This window comes from Sphingomonas sp. NCPPB 2930, from assembly GCF_042867205.1.
GTDB lineage: Bacteria > Pseudomonadota > Alphaproteobacteria > Sphingomonadales > Sphingomonadaceae > Sphingomonas.
Genome location: NZ_JBHZQU010000008.1, coordinates 100,342 through 116,315 on the forward strand (window position 1 = coordinate 100,342; position 15,974 = coordinate 116,315).

General features: G+C 69.6%; 18 protein-coding genes and 1 tRNA gene. 6 read left to right on the forward strand and 13 right to left on the reverse strand.

Going from position 1 to position 15,974, the window contains the following annotated elements; translation table 11 throughout:
• Positions 1-56: 56 nt before the first annotated feature.
• The 3 genes from ACFX59_RS11180 to ACFX59_RS11190 form a co-directional block, all read right to left on the reverse strand.
• Positions 57-449: a response regulator gene (locus ACFX59_RS11180; protein WP_309691094.1), complete on the reverse strand. Its 393-nt coding sequence runs from the start codon at positions 447-449 to the stop codon at positions 57-59.
• Between the two features lie 73 nt (positions 450-522).
• Positions 523-1,119 (reverse strand): methionine biosynthesis protein MetW, encoded by a 597-nt coding sequence (gene metW, locus ACFX59_RS11185; RefSeq protein WP_387432333.1) that lies wholly within the window; start codon positions 1,117-1,119, stop codon positions 523-525.
• Positions 1,116-2,276 (reverse strand): homoserine O-acetyltransferase, encoded by a 1,161-nt coding sequence (locus ACFX59_RS11190; protein ID WP_307101615.1) that lies wholly within the window; start codon positions 2,274-2,276, stop codon positions 1,116-1,118. The genes metW and ACFX59_RS11190 overlap by 4 nt, the downstream gene beginning before the upstream one ends.
• A gap of 64 nt (positions 2,277-2,340) precedes the next feature.
• On the opposite strand from ACFX59_RS11190, the gene hisC reads away from it, so the two are divergent.
• Both hisC and ACFX59_RS11200 read left to right on the forward strand, forming a co-directional pair.
• On the forward strand, positions 2,341-3,459 hold the full coding sequence (hisC, locus tag ACFX59_RS11195) for a histidinol-phosphate transaminase (protein WP_387432335.1): 1,119 nt from the start codon (positions 2,341-2,343) through the stop codon (positions 3,457-3,459).
• Positions 3,459-4,370, forward strand: coding sequence for a prephenate/arogenate dehydrogenase family protein (locus tag ACFX59_RS11200; protein ID WP_307101619.1), 912 nt, complete (start codon positions 3,459-3,461; stop codon positions 4,368-4,370). Before hisC ends, ACFX59_RS11200 begins: the two co-directional genes overlap by 1 nt.
• Positions 4,371-4,470: 100 nt before the next feature.
• Here ACFX59_RS11200 and ACFX59_RS11205 read toward each other — a convergent pair whose 3' ends face one another.
• Genes ACFX59_RS11205 through ftsE form a run of 4 tightly spaced genes read right to left on the reverse strand, consistent with a single transcriptional unit; the run spans position 4,471 to position 7,338 of the window.
• Positions 4,471-5,181, reverse strand: a complete 711-nt coding sequence (locus ACFX59_RS11205; protein ID WP_387432337.1) for a lysophospholipid acyltransferase family protein — start codon at positions 5,179-5,181, stop codon at positions 4,471-4,473.
• Positions 5,178-5,714: a YdcF family protein gene (locus ACFX59_RS11210; protein ID WP_307101622.1), complete on the reverse strand. Its 537-nt coding sequence runs from the start codon at positions 5,712-5,714 to the stop codon at positions 5,178-5,180. Before ACFX59_RS11210 ends, ACFX59_RS11205 begins: the two co-directional genes overlap by 4 nt.
• Positions 5,711-6,604, reverse strand: a complete 894-nt coding sequence (locus tag ACFX59_RS11215; RefSeq protein ID WP_354295696.1) for an FtsX-like permease family protein — start codon at positions 6,602-6,604, stop codon at positions 5,711-5,713. Before ACFX59_RS11215 ends, ACFX59_RS11210 begins: the two co-directional genes overlap by 4 nt.
• Entirely contained in the window at positions 6,601-7,338 is a 738-nt protein-coding gene (ftsE, locus tag ACFX59_RS11220) for a cell division ATP-binding protein FtsE (protein ID WP_387432339.1), read from the reverse strand. The genes ACFX59_RS11215 and ftsE overlap by 4 nt, the downstream gene beginning before the upstream one ends.
• Positions 7,339-7,493: 155 nt before the next feature.
• On the opposite strand from ftsE, the gene ACFX59_RS11225 reads away from it, so the two are divergent.
• The gene (locus ACFX59_RS11225) at positions 7,494-8,228 is read left to right on the forward strand and encodes an MJ0042-type zinc finger domain-containing protein (RefSeq protein ID WP_307101628.1); all 735 of its coding nucleotides are present in this window, start codon (positions 7,494-7,496) and stop codon (positions 8,226-8,228) included.
• A 38-nt stretch (positions 8,229-8,266) separates the two neighbouring features.
• Here the strand turns inward: ACFX59_RS11225 and ACFX59_RS11230 are convergent, their stop codons facing one another.
• Entirely contained in the window at positions 8,267-9,661 is a 1,395-nt protein-coding gene (locus ACFX59_RS11230; RefSeq protein ID WP_387432341.1) for an MATE family efflux transporter, read from the reverse strand.
• A 135-nt stretch (positions 9,662-9,796) separates the two neighbouring features.
• Here ACFX59_RS11230 and ACFX59_RS11235 point away from each other — a divergent pair.
• Positions 9,797-9,883, forward strand: a tRNA-Leu gene (locus ACFX59_RS11235).
• 156 nt (positions 9,884-10,039) lie between these two features.
• Here the strand turns inward: ACFX59_RS11235 and ACFX59_RS11240 are convergent.
• On the reverse strand, positions 10,040-10,630 hold the full coding sequence (locus tag ACFX59_RS11240) for a PilZ domain-containing protein (protein ID WP_309700152.1): 591 nt from the start codon (positions 10,628-10,630) through the stop codon (positions 10,040-10,042).
• Positions 10,631-10,833: 203 nt separating this feature from the next.
• Here ACFX59_RS11240 and ACFX59_RS11245 point away from each other — a divergent pair, with 203 nt between their 5' ends.
• Positions 10,834-13,044, forward strand: coding sequence for a transglycosylase domain-containing protein (locus ACFX59_RS11245; RefSeq protein WP_387432342.1), 2,211 nt, complete (start codon positions 10,834-10,836; stop codon positions 13,042-13,044).
• On the opposite strand, the gene ACFX59_RS11250 is transcribed toward ACFX59_RS11245, so the two are convergent.
• The 3 genes from ACFX59_RS11250 to ACFX59_RS11260 are packed head-to-tail and all read right to left on the reverse strand — an operon-like array spanning position 13,020 to position 14,703.
• Positions 13,020-13,688 carry a SprT family zinc-dependent metalloprotease gene (locus ACFX59_RS11250; protein ID WP_309700147.1) on the reverse strand — a complete coding sequence of 223 codons (669 nt, stop codon included), beginning with the start codon at positions 13,686-13,688 and terminating at the stop codon, positions 13,020-13,022. The two genes, ACFX59_RS11245 and ACFX59_RS11250, sit on opposite strands and share 25 nt — an antisense overlap.
• The gene (locus ACFX59_RS11255) at positions 13,685-14,113 is read right to left on the reverse strand and encodes a YcgN family cysteine cluster protein (RefSeq protein ID WP_309691131.1); all 429 of its coding nucleotides are present in this window, start codon (positions 14,111-14,113) and stop codon (positions 13,685-13,687) included. The genes ACFX59_RS11250 and ACFX59_RS11255 overlap by 4 nt, the downstream gene beginning before the upstream one ends.
• On the reverse strand, positions 14,113-14,703 hold the full coding sequence (locus tag ACFX59_RS11260) for an SCO family protein (protein ID WP_387432344.1): 591 nt from the start codon (positions 14,701-14,703) through the stop codon (positions 14,113-14,115). The genes ACFX59_RS11255 and ACFX59_RS11260 overlap by 1 nt, the downstream gene beginning before the upstream one ends.
• 69 nt (positions 14,704-14,772) lie before the next feature.
• On the opposite strand from ACFX59_RS11260, the gene ACFX59_RS11265 reads away from it, so the two are divergent.
• Positions 14,773-15,372, forward strand: coding sequence for an ankyrin repeat domain-containing protein (locus ACFX59_RS11265; protein ID WP_307101643.1), 600 nt, complete (start codon positions 14,773-14,775; stop codon positions 15,370-15,372).
• A gap of 51 nt (positions 15,373-15,423) precedes the next feature.
• Here ACFX59_RS11265 and ACFX59_RS11270 read toward each other — a convergent pair whose 3' ends face one another.
• Positions 15,424-15,828, reverse strand: coding sequence for a DUF1489 domain-containing protein (locus ACFX59_RS11270; RefSeq protein ID WP_309691140.1), 405 nt, complete (start codon positions 15,826-15,828; stop codon positions 15,424-15,426).
• Between the last annotated feature and the right edge of the window lie 146 nt (positions 15,829-15,974).

Sequence of the window (15,974 nt, forward strand, 5' to 3'; positions counted from 1 at the left end):
CAAAAGGGCTGCCCGACCCTGGTCGCGGCAGCCCCCTGATCGTCAGACCGGCCTGGTCAGCCGACCATCCCCAGCGGAATGACCTCCTCGCGCGCCTCGGCCTGTCCGCCGGTCGCCATGGCCGCCGCCGCCAGGATCGCGCGTTCGCTGAACGGCTTGCGGATATAGCCCAGCGCCTCGACACCGGCATCGATCTGCGAAGGGTTGGCGGTGACGAAGACGACCTTCACCCCGTAATCGGCGGCGATCCGGCGCGCGATCTCGGGGCCGGTCGCGCCGTCGCGCAGATTCACGTCGACAAAGGCGAAGGCGCAGCCGGGTGCGGTCTCCATGGCGGTGCGGCTATCTGCCGCTATGCCAGCCACCTGGTAACCGGCGTCGGTCAGGATGCGCTCCAGATCAAGAGCCACGAATATCTCGTCTTCCACGATCAGCGCGGTTCGGCTCATGTCAAAATCCCGTCACTTTCCCGCACAACATCCTTGATCCAGATAAAGTTCCGAAATGGATACGATATTGTCGTCAGCGCCGTAACAGAAATACGGCATGCTCGGCCCGGAAGTTCGCCGCCGCCGCGCTGGTCGGACGGCCGCCCGAGAGGAACCAGCTGCCCTCCACGGTGATCCGCCGTTCGCGGACGAAGGCGCGGAAATCGTCGATCGTCACATGGTGGATGTTGGGGGTGTCATACCATTGTTCGGGCAACAGCCCCGTCACCGGCATCCGCCCGCCCCACAGCAGCGACAGCCGCACCCGCCAATGCGCGAAATTGGGAAAGGAGACGAAGGCGCGCTTGCCGATCCGCAACAGATGGTCGAGCACCTGGTCGGGCGCGCGCGCGGTCTGGAGCGTCTGGCTGAGGATCGCATAGTCGAACCCCTTGTCGGGATAGCCCGCCAGATCGATATCGGCGTCGCCCTGCACCACCGCCAGCCCGCGCGCGACGGCGGCGGCGACATTGGCGGGATCGATCTCCAGCCCGCGCCCGTCGACCGCCGCCCGGTCGCGCAGCGCCGCCATCAGCTGCCCGTCGCCGCATCCGACATCCAGCACGCGCGCACCGCGCGCGACATGGTTCGCGATGATCGCCAGATCGGGGCGCAACGCCGTGTCGGTCATGGCTCGGCCCGCAGGAAGCCGTCGATCACCCGGTTCATCTCGGGCGCTTCGAGCAGGAAGGCGTCATGGCCATAGGGGCTGGACAGCTCGACGAAGCTCGCCGCCGCGCCCGCCGCGTTCAGCGCCTGGACCACGGCGCGCGACTCGGCGGTGGGATAGAGCCAGTCGGTGTCGAAGCTGACGATGCAGAAGCGCGTCCTCGTCCCCCGGAAAGCGTTGGCGAGCAGCCCGCCATGCTCCTCGGCCAGATCGAAATAGTCGAGCGCGCGGGTGATGTAGAGATAGGAATTGGCATCGAACCGGTCGACGAACGCCAGCCCCTGGTGCCGCAAATAGCTTTCGACCTGGAAATCGGCGTCGAAGCCGAAGCTCTTGGCCCCGTCGGGCCGGTCGGGCCGCGCCTGGAGCCGCCGCCCGAACTTCTCGGTCAGCCCCGCCTCGGACAGATAGGTGATGTGCGCCGCCATTCGCGCCACCGCCAGGCCCGCCGCGGGGGGATCATTGGCCTCGTAATAAGCGCCGCCGCGCCATTTCGGGTCGGCCATGATCGCCTGGCGCCCGACCTCGTGGAACGCGATATTCTGCGCCGAATGCCTGGCGGTCGAGGCGACCATGACGCAGGCGCGGACGCGGTCGGGGCAGGTCGCGGCCCAGCTGATCGCCTGCATCCCGCCCATCGACCCGCCGACCACCGCCTTCAGCTGTCCGACGCCCAGATGGTCGAGCAACATGGCCTGCGCGCGCACCATGTCGCGGATGGTGAGGACCGGGAAACGCATTCCCCAGGGCTCGGCGGTGGAGGGGTCGATCGTCGCGGGGCCCGACGACCCCATGCAGCTGCCGATGACGTTGGAACAGATGATGAAGTGCCGCGCCGGGTCGATCGGCTTGCCCTCGCCCACCAGGCGCGTCCACCAGCCGGGCTTGCCGGTGCGGGGATGGGGCGAAGCGACATGCTGGTCGCCGGTCAGCGCATGGCAGATCAGGATCGCGTTCGACCCCTCGGCATTCAGCGTGCCATAGGTTTCATAGCCGATCTCGACCGGCGACAAGAGGCCGCCGCCGTCGAGCCGCAGCGGCCCCGGCAGCACGACATGGCGCGACAGACCGAAACGCCGGTCGTCGCTGGGGGGAGAAGCGGAAACGGAAGCGGCCATGGAGCCCTCTCCGCTAGGCCGCGATGCTTGGCAACGCAAGGCCATGGCCGCTATGGCGTTCGCCATGACCGAGCTTACCGCCCCCGAACCGATCTCCTGGGTCAAGGCGATCGCGCCTTACGTCCCCGGCCGCGCGACGACCGATGACGGTCGCAAGGTCGTCAAACTCTCGTCCAACGAGAATCCGCTGGGCACCAGCGAAAAGGCGCGCGCCGCCTTCGCCGCCGCCGCCAACCATCTGGAGCGTTACCCGGACGCGGGCGCGACCGCGCTGCGCCAAGCGATCGGCGAGGTTCATGGGCTGGATCCGGCGCGAATCATCTATGGCACCGGCTCGGACGAGATCCTGCATTTGGCGGCGGGCGCGTTTGCCGGACCGGGGGACGAGGTCATCCATGTCCGCTACGGCTTTGCGGTCTATGAGATCGCGACCCGGCGGGTGGGCGCGGAGCCGGTGGTGGTCGCCGACCATGACTATGCCACCGATGTCGACGCGATCCTGGCGGCGGTGACCGAAAAGACCAAGGTCGTCTTCGTCGCCAATCCCAACAATCCGACCGGCACCTATGCGGGCGCGAACGAGATCGCGCGGCTCCATGCCGGGCTGCCCCCGCATGTCCTGCTGGTCCTCGACCAGGCCTATGCCGAATATCTGGCCGAGGGCGAGGACGATGGTGGGCTGGCGCTGGCCGAGCGCGCGCCGAACGTGCTGGTCTCCCGCACCTTTTCCAAGATCCACGGCCTGGCCGCCGAGCGGATCGGCTGGGGCTATGCCGCCGCCCCGATCATCGATGCGCTGCACCGCATCCGCGCGCCGTTCAACGTGACGATCGCCGGACAGAATGCCGCGATCGAGGCGATCCGCGACCGCGCCTTCGTCGAGTCGTCGCGCGCGCACAATGCGAAGTGGCTGGCCTGGTTCGAGGCGCAGATCGCGGCGCTGGGCAATGCGGGGCTGCGCTGCGTGCCGTCGCGGGCCAATTTCTCGCTAGTGCTGTTCGAAGGGCCGCTGACCGCCGAGCGCGCCTATCACGGGCTGATGGACGCCGGGTACATCGTCCGCTGGCTGCCGGGCCAGGGGCTGGGCCAGGCCCTGCGCATCACCATCGGCACCGAGGACGAGGTGAAGGGCGTCGTCGCCGCGCTGCGCCGGATGGTCGAGTCCGAGGCAAAGGGAGCCTGATGCTGCCCTTTGCGCGGATCACCATCATCGGGCTCGGCCTGATCGGCTCCTCGGTCGCGCGCGCGGTGCGCAAGGCGATGCCGACCGCGCGGATCACCGCCTATGATGCCGACCCGCAGGTGCGCGAGACGGTGCGCGCGCTCGACCTGGCCGATGACGTCGCCGACACGGCGGGCGCGAGCGTGATCGACGCCGATCTGGTGATCCTGTGCGTGCCGGTCGGCGCGATGGGCGCGGTGGCGGCCGAGTTCGCCGACGACCTGCCCGCCGAGGCGATCGTCTCCGACGTGGGCAGCTGCAAGGCTTCGGTGCTAGCCGCGCTGAGCGAGGCGCTGCCCGGTGCCACCATCATCCCGGCGCACCCGGTCGCGGGCACCGAGCGCAGCGGGCCGGAGGCGGGCTTCGCCACCCTGTTCCAGAAACGCTGGTGCATCGTCACCCCGCCCGAGGGCGCGGACGCGCTGGCGGTCGAGCGGGTGGCCGAATTCTGGCGAAGGCTGGGCGCCGATGTCGAGCAGATGGCGCCCGACCATCACGACCGGGTGCTGGCCGTCACCAGCCATTTGCCGCACCTGATCGCCTATACGATCGTCGGCACCGCCAGCGACCTAGAGGAGGTGACCCAGTCCGAGGTCATCAAATATTCGGCCGGTGGCTTCCGCGACTTCACCCGCATCGCCGCATCGGACCCGACCATGTGGCGCGACGTGTTCCTGACCAATCGCGAAGCGGTGCTGGAGATGCTCCAGCGCTTTTCGGAGGATTTGAGCCAGCTTCAGCGCGCGATCCGCTGGGGCAAGGGCGACGAGCTGTTCGACCTGTTCAGCCGCACCCGCGCCATCCGCCGCTCGATCATCGACCAGGGCCAGGACGATGCGCGCGAGGATTTCGGGCGGAGCCACGAAGGCTGACGATCCTCCCCGGCACGGGGAGGGGGACCATGGCGACAGCCATGGTGGAGGGGGATCGCCACAGAGGAATCACCTTGCGGAAGCCCCCCTCCGTCAGGGCTTACGCCCTGCCTCCTCCCCGTGCCGGGGAGGATTCCAGCGCATTCATCGCCGCATGGACCCGCGCCTCCGCCTCGGCGCGCGGCAGGCCCGGCGGGATCACCTCGCCGAAGCGCAGCGTCACCACCCCCGGCCGCTTCAGGCCCTTGCGCGGCCAGACCAGCCCCGAATCGGTCGCCACCGGCACCACCGGCAGGCCCAACATCCGGTAGAGCCCCGCGAAACCGGGCTTGAGCGGCGGCATCTCGCCGGGCTTCACCCGCGTGCCTTCGGGAAAGATCATGATCGCGCGGCCCTGCTCCACCGCCACCTTGGCGTCGCGCATCATGCCGCGCATCGCCCTGGCCGAAGCATTGCGGTCGACCACGATCGCGCCGTACTTGCGCACCGCCCAGCCCCAGATGGGGATATTGGCCAGTTCGCGCTTCAGGACCATCGCGGGCGCGCCCAGGATGCGTTGCAGCTCCATCGTCTCGAACATCGCCTGATGCTTGGCGGGATAGAGCGCCGGCGTCGTCGGCCGCGTCCCCTCCACCACCACGCGGATGCCCAGCAGATAGCGGGTGCAGACCCGGTGGAGCCGGGTCCAGCTCGTCGCCCAGTGGATCACCGCGCGCCGCCCGCTCAGCGCGATGACCGGCGACAGCAGCGCCATCACCGCCGACAGCGGATAGAAGATCGCCACGAACACGATGTTGCGAAGAAGAATCACGCGCCAATCCCCGTCCAAAGCGCGATCCGTCGCAGGATCAGCTTGTTATATTCATTGACCAGCGTGCCCAGCCGCGGCTCCGACGGCACGCCGTCGCCCAGCACCAGCACCTGTTTGCCCAGCGCCGCGGTCAGCTCCATCCGGGCGCGCGGCAGATGCCAGTCGGAGGTGACGAGCCGCACCGTGCGATAGCCATGGGCGCGCACCCAGTTCGCCGTTTCCTCGGCATTGGACCGCGTGTCGACCGCCTCGCCCCCCAGATCGATGCAGCAGGCAAAGAGCGCGGGCGAGGTGCGATAGGTGCGCGCCAGGTCGATCGGCCGCACGCCGGGCGCGACCCCGGTGACCAGCATCCGCTTGGCCTGGTGCGCCTGGAGCAGCGCGATGCCGCGATCGATGCGCCCCGGCCCGCCGGTCGGCACCACGATCGCATCGGTGGTGTTGTGCGCCAGCGGGTGCGGCAGGGTCAGCATGAAGGCCGCGAAACCCAGGCACCAGCTCAGCGCCGCCAGACCGATCAGTCGCACCATCACAGCATCCGCCGCATCTGCGCCAGCACCGCCGCGCGCGCCGCCACCACCGCCAGCAGGACGAAGGCGAAGGGCAGCAGGACCAGCATCCCCATATCCCCCGCCCCCAACCGCAAATTGCCGAGCAATTCGGATTCGAGCGCGCCGACCTGTCGCGCGATCAGCAGGATCGCCCCCGCCGCCGCGATGCCGCCCACGGCCGCGCCGATCCCCGCGTCCAGCGCGATCCGCCGCTGGAACAGCCGCGCGACCTGCCGATCGGTCGCGCCCAGCATATGGATGACCTCGATCGTGCCGCGATGCGCCTCCAGCCCTGCGCGCGCCGCCAGCATGACGACCGCCGTGGTCGCCCCCAGCATCAGCAGGATGATCGCCCCCGCCAGCCAGGCGGCGGTGTCGAGCAGCCGCCCGACCGGCCCCAGCCAGGTCGCATGCGCATCGACCCGCGCCGCCGGGCTGGCCCGCGTCACCGCCGCCCCGACGCGGGCGATCGCGCCCGAATCGTCGCTGGTCAGGTCGACATCGATCAGCGCGGGCACGGGCAGCCCCGCCGCCTCGGCATCGGTGCCCAGCCAGGGTTGCAGCATCCGCGCGAGTTCGGCCTGCGGCACCGGCGTCGCGCGCGCGACATCGGGCAGCCGGCGCAGCACCGCCAGCACGCGTGCGGCGGCGGCATCGCGGCGTCCGGCCTCGCCCTCGACGATCTGCACGGTCAGCCGCCCCGCCATCTGGCGGTCGAGCGAACCCGCCGCGCGCGCCGTCGCTAGCCCCGCCGCGCCCGCCAGCAAGGTCAGGAACAACATGATCGCGATGACCCAGCTCATGACATGCGCCCCGCCGACATCGTCCAGCGCCCGCGCCTCCGCGCCGCCGCGCCCCCGCGCCCGCGTCACAGCCCGCTCCGCACGATCGTCGAGCGGCGCGGCTCGGGCGGCGGGGGGGCGGGCTCGGGCGGAACGGTCGGGTCGACCAGCCGCCCGCGCTCCAGATGCATATGCTGCGCATCCGCCACCCGGTCCATCAGATGCCAGTCATGCGTCGCCATCACCACCGTCGTCCCCAGCCGGTGGAGCGAGTGGAAAAGATGGAGCAGCCGCTCGGCCATGACCGGATCGACATTGCCCGTGGGCTCGTCGGCGACCAGCAATTCGGGGCGCGCGATCACCGCGCGGGCGATCGCCACCCGCTGCTGCTCGCCGCCCGACAGCGTGGCGGGGCGGGCCCCCGCGCGCTCGGACAGCCCGATCCAGGCCAGCATCTCGCGCACCGCGCGCGCAATCTCCGATTCGGCCATGCCCGCGACACGCAGCGGCAGCGCGATATTGTCGGCGGCGCTGAGATGCGCGATCAGCCGGAAGTCCTGGAACACCACCCCGATCCGCCGCCGAAAGCCCGGCAGCCGGTCGCGCGGCAGGATCACCGCATCCTCGCCGAACAGCCGGATGATGCCCCGGCTGGGCCGCTGCGACAGATAGAGAAGGCGCAGCAGCGAGGTCTTGCCCGCGCCGCTCGCGCCGGTCAGGAAATAGAATTGCCCCGGTCGCAACGCGAAGCTGACGTCGCACAGGGTTTCCTCCCCGGCGCCGTAGCGCAAGCCGACATTCTCGAACTGGACGATGTTCGCCATGCCCGCATGGCCTTGGCATGGCCCGCCGCGCGCTTCAAGTTCCACGCTTCAAGCTTGCCACGGCCATGGGCGGCGTGCTTACTGGCCTTTCATGGGGACCTGAACCGGATGGTCCCGTCCACCGACCCTTTCCATCCGTTGAAGTGCCGTTCCGCATGATCCTCGAATGCCCTGAATGCCGCACCCGCTATCTGGTGCCCGACAGCGCGATCGGGCTGGAGGGGCGCACCGTGCGCTGCGCCAATTGCCGGCACAGCTGGTTCCAGTCGCCGCCCGATCCCGACGAGGTCGCCGCGCCGGAACCGGACGTCGCGGTGGAACGCGACAGGGCCGAGGAGCCGGTCGCCGAACCGCCGCCCCCGCCGCCGCCCGTCATCGCTCCCCCGCCCGCGCCGCCGATCCTGAAGGCGGACGAGCCCGAATTCGACGCCTTCGCGCACCGCCCGCCCTTTCGCGCGCGGCGCAATCCGGTGCGTCGCTGGACGATCGGCGCGGTCGCCGCGTGCCTGGCGCTGCTGGCGGCGACGGCGGCGATCCTGTGGACCGGCATGCCGGGCATCGGCGGCTGGCTGGGGTTCGGCACCACCGAATCGCCGCTGGAGCTGCGTTCCAACCCGATCGAGCGGCGCGAGTTGGAGAACGGGTCCGAACTGTTCGCCATTTCGGGACAGATCATCAACCCGTCCTCGGGCGCGCAGCGGGTTCCCGACCTGCGCGCCGAGCTGAAGGATGCGCAGGGCCGCGTCGTCTTTTCCTGGGCGATCGCGCCGCAGCAGCGGACGCTGGGCCCCGGCGCGTCGATGGACTTCAACTCGGCCAAGCTCGACGTGCCGCCCAGTTCCAAGCGGCTGGACCTGAGCTTTGCGGGTGAGGCCAACCCGGCGAACTGATTGCCGACGTGTCGGCGTGGCCTTCGGCTTGGCTCCGTTCAGCCTGAGCGAAGTCGAAGGCCATGCGAAGCCCGCAACCGCCGCGCGACGATCGCGAAGCGCGATCCGTGCAGGACGGCGGCGATCAGCATCCCCGCGCCCGACGCCCAGGCGAGCGCCGGGGCGCCCCATCCGGCGGCGACCAGCCACCAGCCGACCCCGCCGGTGACGATGAAATAGGCGATGATGCTGTTGATCCCCGCCGCCACCTGGTCCCCCAGCGAACGCAGCGCATAGACCAGCACCACCTGCATCCCGTCGAACAGGATGAAGGGCGCCCAGATCACCAGCATCGCCACCGCCACCGCTTTCGCCTCGGGCAAGGCCGGGAACAGCCCGACGACCGCGCCGGGCCAGAGCGACAGCGCCAGGCCGCACGCCCCCATGGCCAGCGCCGCCAGCCCGACCGCGACCAGCGTGCGCGGGACCGCGGCCCAGGCCGCCCCCTCGCCCACCGCATTGCCCGCGCGGACCCCCGCCGCCGATCCCAGCCCGAGCGCCAGCGCGAAGGTGACATTGTGGAGCGAGAAGACGATCTGGAAGCCATGCGCGGTCGCATCGCCCAGCCGGGTCGACAGCGCGATCAGGATGGCGAACCCCGCCAGCTCCAACCCCGAGGCGATGGCGGGGACGAAACCGAATCGCGCCAGTTCCACCGCCCCGGCCAGCGTGGGGGCCCAGGCCGCGCGGTCCAGCCGCCGCACGCCGCGGGCCGCACCGCGCGGCAGCGTCACCGCGCTTGCGACCATCGCGACCGCTCCCAATGCCGAGGCGATCACGGTGGCCAGCGCCGCCCCGACCGCCCCCAGCGCGGGCAGTCCCATCTCACCACCTGCCAGCCCCCAGGCGAGCAGCGCGTTGATCGGCAGGATCGACAGATTGACCATCGTCACCCGGCGCGGACGGCTGATCCCCTCCAGAAAGAAGCTGGCGGCGATCAGCACCATCTGGAACGGATAGCCCAGCGCCATCACCGTCACGACCCGCGCGCCGGGCACGACCAGCCCCGGCGCCACGCCGATCCCGCGCAGCAGCGCCGCACCGCCCAGCCCCAGGATCAGCATCGCCGCGACGCCCAGCACGACACCCAGCACCAGCCCGTCTCGCAGCGCCTGCCCGGTGGCGGGCAGGTCCCCCGCGCCATCCGCCCGCGACGCACGCACCAGCACGCCCGACAGCCAGGCCAGCCCGGTGACGATCGCGACATAGGTCAGCGACCGGCTGGCCGAAAGCGCCGCCACCTCATGCTCGCCGACCCGGCCGACGACGATCACGTCGGTGACGTGCAGGATCGTCCAGTTCAGGCTGGTCAGCATCACCGGCCAGGCCAGCGCCAGCAGGCGACGCACCTCGTCACGGTCGAGGATCGGGGCGCGGCGGGGGAAAAGCGTCATGGCCCCTCCCCTATTCGCGATGAATGACGCGCGATAGCGCCGCATCCCGCCAAAAAGGCCATTGCGCAGTCCCCGGCGCTTTGCTAGGGGCACCCGCCTACCAGCCCTCCGGCTTGCCGGTGGTGACTATCGAGTGCGGTCGTGGCGGAATTGGTAGACGCGCAACGTTGAGGTCGTTGTGGCCGAAAGGCCGTGGAAGTTCGAGTCTTCTCGACCGCACCAGATTTTCCCAGGCGTCCCGATCGGTCGACGCCCTCCCCCCATCCGAAAGCCCCCAGGGTCGATCGCCATTTAGCGATGCCTTTCCTCCCCTCGCAGAGGGGAGAGGGGAAGAAGAAGCAATACCGAATGTCGATCGGCCCGAAGGCCCGACGCGGCTCAGCGCCGCGCGACGATCGCCGCGAGCGTGTCGATGGGCAACGGCGAGACGAAGCGGAAGCCGAAGCGGCCGTCCTTCACCCAGCAGATCGTGCCGAAGATCGGCGTGCCCATCGGCCGCAGGATGATCTGCCCCGCCAGACCCGGCTGGACCGGATGCGCGGCGGCCAGCTTGGCACCCCCCGCCGACACATCGACCATCTCGGCGGCGAACTTGCGGTCGCCCAACCGGACATCGGCGGCCAGCGTCACCGGAAAGCGCGGCGGGCGCGGGATCGTGCCGTCGGCATTCTCGGTCGAGAAAATCTGCTCATAGGGCTGGGGCGAATCGAACTGGACGCCCGCCTTCTTGCCGCGCACCCAGCGGACCGTGCCGCGCGCCGGGGCCAGCCCGCGCACCTCGACACAGATCGAGTCGCCGACCTGCGGCGGATCGACGAACCGCGCCATCAGGCCATGGGCGGAGATATTATGGACCAGGCACACGCCGGGCACGTCGCCGCACAGCTTGCCCAGGAGGAGGACGGCCGAATGCCGCTTGCCCACCCGCCGTTCGGCGGTCGCGCCCTGCTGCTGCTCGACCTGTTCCATCGTCGTCCTTTCCGCCACCTTCTCCCCCGAGGATGGCATCCCGCCCTACTACCGGAACCGGTATAAAAAATTAAGAGCGGCATTTCAGGCCGAACCGCTTCGGCGCGGCGCCTTTGGCCGAGGCGTTCAGCGGCGCGCAAGCCGCCATCGGGCATCGGCGGCTTGTGGTCATGTTCAAAGCCCTGTAATTCGCGATCCGTCCCATGCCTCGCGCGTCGTCTTCCCGGTCCCCCCGGCCCCGCTCGTCCAAGCCCCGCTCTCCCTGGCGGCGCCGGATCGTCGTAACCCTGCAGATCCTGATCGGCCTGGCCGTGCTGGCGGTCGGCGCGCTGGCAATCGCGGTGTTCGTCGCCAAGTCGCAACTGCCCAGCTTCGACGAACTGAAATCCTCGCCCAACGGCCAGATGATCCGCGTCCATGCCGCCGACGGCACGGTGATCGTGTCGCTCGGGCCGAGCTATGGCGAATGGTTGCCCTATGACCGGATTCCCGAGGTCATGCGCGACGCGACGATCGCGGTCGAGGATCGCCGTTTCCGCCAGCATCCCGGCGTCGATCCGATCGGTATCGCCCGCTCGGTCGAGGTCCGGCTGGAAAAGGGACGCTGGAAACAGGGCGGCTCGACCATCACCCAGCAGATCACGCGCACCATCTTCCTGAACAACCAGAAGAAGTTCGGTCGCAAGTTCCGCGAGGCGATCCTGGCGCTGGCGATGGAGCTGAAATTCTCGAAGGACCAGATCCTCGAGCTGTATCTGAACAAGGTCTATTATGGCGGCGGCGCCTATGGCATCGACGCGGCCAGCCGGAAATTCTTCGGGCATGGCGCGGACCATCTAAGCCTGTCCGAAGCGGCGGTGATCGCCGGGCTGGTCAAGGCGCCCTCCAACTATTCGCCGACCGCCGATGCCGCCGCCGCAGTCGGCCGCGCGGGCGTGGTGATCGACCAGATGAAGCGCAACGGCTTCATCACCGCCGACCAGGCGGCGAATGCCGACCCGCAGACGCTGAAGCTGGCGCCCGAGCCCAGGCAGAATTCGGTCCGCTACTTCACCGACTGGGCGCTGCCCCAGCTCGACCTGCTGATCGACGAGCAGACCGCGCCGCTCGACGTGTGGACCACGCTCGACCTCAACATGCAGCGGGCGGCCGACGCGGCGATCCGCGCCAATGCGCCCGAGGGGACGCAAGGCGCGCTGGTCAGCCTGGACCGCGACGGCGCGGTGCGCGCGATGGTGGGGGGCAAGGATTATGTCTCCACCAACTATAACCGCGCGGTGACGGCGGTCCGCCAGCCGGGTTCGGCGTTCAAGCTGTTCGTCTATCTCGCCGCGCTGGAGGCGGGTCACAAGCCCGAGGACCAGGTGGTCGACGAACCGGTCACCATCGACGGCTGGTCCCCGCGCAACGATTCGCGCCGCAATTCGGGCAGCGTCAGCCTGCGCACCGCCTTTGCCTATTCGCTCAACACCGTCGCGGCGAAGCTGGGCCAGGAAGTGGGCTTCCAGACGGTCGCCGACATGGCGCGCCGCTTCGGCATCACCACCCCGGTCAACACCCACCCCTCGATGGTGCTCGGCACTTCAGAAGTGCGGGTAATCGACATGACCAGCGCCTTTGCCAGCATCGCGAACAAGGGGGTGAAGGTGACGCCCTATGGCATCACCAAGGTCGTGGCCAATGGCCAGACCATCTATACCCATGAGGTCGATCGCAGCCATGTGCTGGTCGCCCCCTATATCGCCGCCGAGATGACCGACCTGCTCCAGACCACGGTCAACACCGGCACCGGCCGCGCCGCGCAGATCGGGCGGCCGGTCGCGGGCAAGACGGGCACGACGACCAGCCTGAAGGACGGCTGGTTCCTGGGCTTCTCCAGCGGGATCACCACCGGCGTGTGGATGGGCCGCGACAATGCCAAGCCGGTGGCGGGCCTGCATGGCGGCGCCGCGCCCGCCAAGGCCTTTGCCGACTATATGAAGGTCGCGGTCGCCGACCGCCCGATCGAGCAGTTCGACACCCAGGTCACGCTGCCCGAATGGCAGCTGGAGCCCGACGAGGAGAGCTATTTCGGCCAGCCCGACAATGGCACGGCCGGGGTCGATGCCGACGGCAATCCGCTGCCCGCCCCCGTTCCGGGCGAGACGCAGCCGGGTGACGAGACGATGGAGATCCCCACCCGTCGCGATCCCGCCACGCCGCCGCAGCCGCTCCAGCAACCCGTGCCCGGCACGACCACGCCACAGGCGCCCGCACCGGTGGTGCCGCAGCAGCGGCTGGATCAGGCGTGGATCGACCGGGTGACCGGACGGGGCGGCGCAGGCGCAGCGCGCGATCCCCGCGCCGCCGCCCCCCCGCCGCGTCCGTCAGCGCGCGACCGTCAGGACCGTCAGGACGACCGGCCGTACCAGTGAAGCCCCGCGCCATGCTGCCGCAACCAGGCGGTGGCGGGCGCGGGATCGGCCCCCAGCAGCTCGGCGACCAGCGCGTGGAAGGCGGGGGCGTGGTTCATATGGACCCGGTGCGCGACCTCATGCGCCACCGTCGCGCGGCGGACAAAGGCCGGGGCCAGGATCAACCGCCAGCTATAGCGGATCGCCCCCGACGAGGCGCAGCTCCCCCAGCGCGCCTTGGGATCGGCGACGCTGACCCGCGATACCGCGACGCCCGCGGTCCGCGCGATCTCCGCCGTCTCGCGCGACAGGGTTTCCAACGCCTGCCGCTTCAGCCAGGTCTCGACCCGGCGGTTCAGCGTCTCGATCGGGCCGGAGGCGGACAGGCGATCATGCTCGCACTGGATCACCCGGCGGCTGCCAGGCTCCCAGACCAATGTCAGCACCGTGTCGCCGAACGGGATCAGCGCGCCGGGGACGAAGGGGCGCGGTTCGGGCAGGCGCGCGCGCTGGTCGGCGATCCAGTCCTTCTTCTCCTCGGCCCAGGCCAGCGCGGTCTTCAGCGGCGCACGCTTGGGCACCACCAGCCGTGCGGTGCCGGTGGCGGGATCGACGCTCAGCCGGATGCGCTTGGCAGTCGGGTGACGCACCACCTCGTCGATCACAATTCCCGCTCCACGATATGATTCTCGAAATCGCCCGCATCGTCCTCGCTGATCGTCCAGCCGCGGACCGATTGCCCGGCGCGGTGCACCGCCTCGCGGTCGCCGCAGACCAGATAATGCCATTCGGGCAGCGCCTCGCCCGCCGCGCGCAGGCGATAGGCGCAGGTCGAGGGCAGCCAGTCGATCGAGCGGACATTGCCCATGGTCAGCCGCACGCACTCGCTGACGAAGGCGCGGCGGTGGCGATAGTTGGAGCATTGCCCGCTGCGCCGGTCGAGCAGGCGGCAGGCGACGTTGGTCGGCACCAGCTCGCCCGTCTCCTCGTCCTCCAGCTTGTGGATGCAGCATTTGCCGCACCCGTCGCACAGCGCCTCCCATTGGGCGCGGTCAAGGCTTTCGATCGGCTTTTCCCAGAAACGCTCCATCAGCGCACCCACTGGTCGAGCGTCGCGGCCACCGCCTGCGGCCCCTGGTCCGACGGCAGCAGCGCCATCGGCTTGCCGTCGGGGTCCATCAGATAGGCCTGGTTGCTATGGTTGACGAGATAGCCGCCGCCCGGCGATGGCGCGCCCTTCTGCGCCCAGACGGCATAGGCCTTGCGCGCCGCATCGACCTGCGCCGGGGTGCCGGTCAGCCCGACGAAGCGCGGGTGGAAGGTCGTGGCGAAGCGGCCGACGATGGCGGGCGTGTCGCGCTCGGGATCGACCGTGACGAAGATCGGCACGATCTTCGCGGCCTTGGCGGGCGCACTCGCCTCCAGCGCCTTCAACCCCGCGCCGATCGCCTGCATGTCGGTCGGGCAGATGTCGGGGCAGAAGGTATAGCCGAAATAGACGATGCGGTAGCGCCCGGCAAAGTCGCGATCGGTGACGGTCTTGCCGGTGGCATCGACCAGCCGGAACGGGCCGCCGATCTTCGCTCCCGCCAGCGGGGGTTGCGCCTGGGGATCGGACGCGCCGCACCCGGCCAGCGCGACCGCCAGCGGAACCAGCAGGGACAGATATAATCGGGTCATGACGCCGACAGCCTTGCTGTGATAAATCGCCGGTTGCAAGCCATGCTCCATTGCTCAGGATCGATCCCCATGTCCCTTCGCCCCCTGCTCGCCGCCGCGCTTCTGGGCGCCATCGCCACGCCGGTCGCGGCGCAGATGATGCAGTCGGAAAGCTACAAGTTTCTCCAGGCGGTGCGCGAGGCCAAGGGCAATGACGTCACCAACATGCTCGACCGTCCGGGCGCCAGCATCATCAACACCCGCGACGTGACCAGCGGCGAGGGCGCGCTGCACATCGTCATCAAGCGCGGCGACGAGACGTATCTGCGCTTCCTGCTGCAAAAGGGTGCCGATCCGAACCTGCGCGACGGGCGCGGCAACACGCCGCTGCTGCTGGCGGTGGCGGGAGGACAGCCCGAGATGATCCGCATCCTGACCGCGGCCAAGGCCAATCCCAACCTGCCCAATGCGGCGGGCGAGACCCCGCTGATCCGCGCGGTGCAGCGCCACGACATGGCGATGGTGCGCGAGCTGATGAATGCGGGCGCCGATCCCGACCAGCCCGACAATATCGCCGGCCTGTCGGCGCGCGACTATGCGACGCAGGACAGCCGCAACGTCGCGATCGCCAAGCTGTTCGCCGAAACCCCCAAAAAGGCGCGCGCGGCGGTGGCCGGGCCGAAACTTTAAGCACTGGGCACGTATCCTCCCCCGCAAGGGGAGGAAGATCATGAGCGACCCCTAGATCAGCCCCAGCTCGACCAGCTTGCCGACCAGCACCGGCGGCATCGTCTCGATCCCCGTCGCGGCCCCGCTCAGGTCGGGCGGGGCATCCCCCGCCTCCAGATAGCGCCAGCCCTGATGCGCGCGGCGCGGTAGCGCCTGGACCAGCACCAGCGCGGGGTCGATATGGATGGCGCAGCGTCCGCCCTCGGCCTCGCCGAACGACAGGATCGGCGAGCGCGCGACCAGCTGGTGCTTCAGGATCCAGAACAGCGAGCCCTGCCCCGCCACCTCCTCGTGCCGCTTGGGCAGATAGCGGGTGGTGAGGAAGACCGGCCCGTCCTGCGCCCGCATCGCCAGTCGTTCGGCCAGGTGATCGATACTGGCCGCCCCGAACGCGACCTTGGTCAGATGAAGCGCCATGTCGGGGGCCCATGTGGGGGCGCGCGGGCGGCATGGCTAGGGCGGAGAGCCTCGAATTGCGCCGCGTCGTCGATGGGCGAAGTCGCTGATCGCAAAAGCCTTTCCTGCTTTCGATACTGACTTGCAATAACAGACCGCCACTCCTA